Annotated in this window: 1 protein-coding gene; it reads right to left on the reverse strand. The window is 38.1% G+C overall.

What is annotated here, in order from left to right:
- Nucleotides 1–146: 146 nt before the first annotated feature.
- Nucleotides 147–1472 (reverse strand): DUF5667 domain-containing protein, encoded by a 1326-nt coding sequence (locus V7149_RS24885; RefSeq protein WP_335348249.1) that lies wholly within the window; start codon nt 1470–1472, stop codon nt 147–149.
- Nucleotides 1473–1726: the final 254 nt, after the last annotated feature.

Raw genomic sequence — 1726 nt, forward strand, 5'->3', positions numbered from 1 at the left:
CAGTCTATCTAATTTTAAAAAGTAAATTAACGGCTGTTACCGGATATTATTCGTTGCCATTTACAATATGGTTTAAGCACAAGATCTGCTGCCTAAACTAATAGAAAAAAAACCTAGTACTCGGAGTACTAGGCTTATGAAATGTATTATTCGTTCCCTTTACCATTGTCTTTCTTATTCTCAGCGCCTTTATTTTGGCCGTTTTGTTTCTTTTCATTTGCTTTTTGTTGTTTATCAACTTGCTTTTCTTTAGCTTCTTGCTTTTTAGCAAGACCTGTTGCCTGACCTTCAGCACGCTTTTCTGCAGCCTTAGCCTTTGCTTCTTCTTTCTTAGCTAATCCTGGAGCAACAACAGTAGTTTCTTTAGTTTCTTCTGCAACTTCAGTCTCAGCTTGTTCGTCTGTTACTGGTTCTTCTACGGCTGTTTCCTCTGTTACTTCTTCTACTACTGTTTCTTCAGTTACGACTTCCTCAACTACTGTTTCCTTTGTTGCTTCTTCTACTGGGGTTTCTTCTGTTGTTGCAGTTTCAGTATCTACTGCTGCTTCTTCCTCAACAACTTTTTCATCATCAGTAGTTTCAACTGCGAATTTTGCTGCTTTTGCTTCAAGCTTTGCAAGCTTCTTGTCTAATTTCGCAAAAGACTTTTGAATATTTTTCATTAATGCTAATTGAGCTGTAGGGTTTTTAACATGTGATAATGCTGCAGCTAATGCATCAATGTTTTGAGCAAGTTTCGCTTCTACTTCATCTTCTGTCGCTTCATCTTCTGCTGCAACTTCTTCGCCTTCCGTTGTTTCTGCTGTCGCTTCAGTGTCTTCAGCTGCCTGATCTTCAGTTACTTCAGTTTCATCAGCAGCTTCCTCTGTCGCTTCTGTATCTTCACCAGAAATTTCTTCTGATTCTGCTAAACTGTCAGTAGCTTCCTTTTGAATAGCGATTGCCTCTTCTAAAAGTGCTGTTGCCTCATCAGTTTTTCCCTCTGCAAGCAATGCATTTGCTTCAGCAATACGCTCAGCAGCAAAATCAGCTAAAAGACGAGCTTCCTTGTAATCATCAAATGTGACAGCAAGTCTTACTTTTTCCATCATAATTTTTACAAAGTAAAAGAAATCTCCAGGAACCAAAGCTGGTGCCTCTTCTTGCTCTTGAACCGTTTCTTCTGTTGTTTCTGTGTCATCTGCTTCTTCTTCAGTAGCAGAATTTTCTTCAGTTACCTCTTCATCTGTTGCAACTTCCTCATCCGTAGTCACTTCTTCTGAAGCCTCATCTTCTGCAGTAGCTTCTTCATCAGCTAAATTTTCTTCTACCGCTGTCGCTTCATCGTTTACATCAACTCCAACTACTTCTTCCGTATCTGGTGTGGTTGGTTCAACTGTATCCTCATTTGCATATGCAGCGCTTGTTCCTAAAGAAGAAAGAAGTAGTGCTGATGCTGCTGCACCGCTTATTAGTGATTTTTTAATTTTCATAGACTGTTTCCTCCTGATCTGATTTTCATTACACCCTTCGACAAAAGCAGACAGGTTTGTGTCGGTAAATCTGAAAAAAGTTTATATAATTTTTCGAAATTTGGAATGTGAATTATTTTACAGCAAGACAAAACCTAAGTACAAAGTAATCAGCAATACAAAAATATTAAGAAGTTTTCTCGTTTTTATTATCGTTAATTGGCAATTAAATCAATTTTAAAACTCTAACAGCATAACCCCATGCTGATTAGCAT

The sequence above is a fragment of the Bacillus sp. JJ1503 genome (assembly GCF_036965125.1).
Taxonomy (GTDB): Bacteria; Bacillota; Bacilli; order Bacillales; family Cytobacillaceae; genus Cytobacillus.

Bases quoted from the DNA above. Each gene is read 5' to 3' on its own strand.
- V7149_RS24885 (WP_335348249.1), bottom strand. From the start codon at position 1,472: ATGAAAATTAAAAAATCACTAATAAGCGGTGCAGCAGCATCAGCACTA.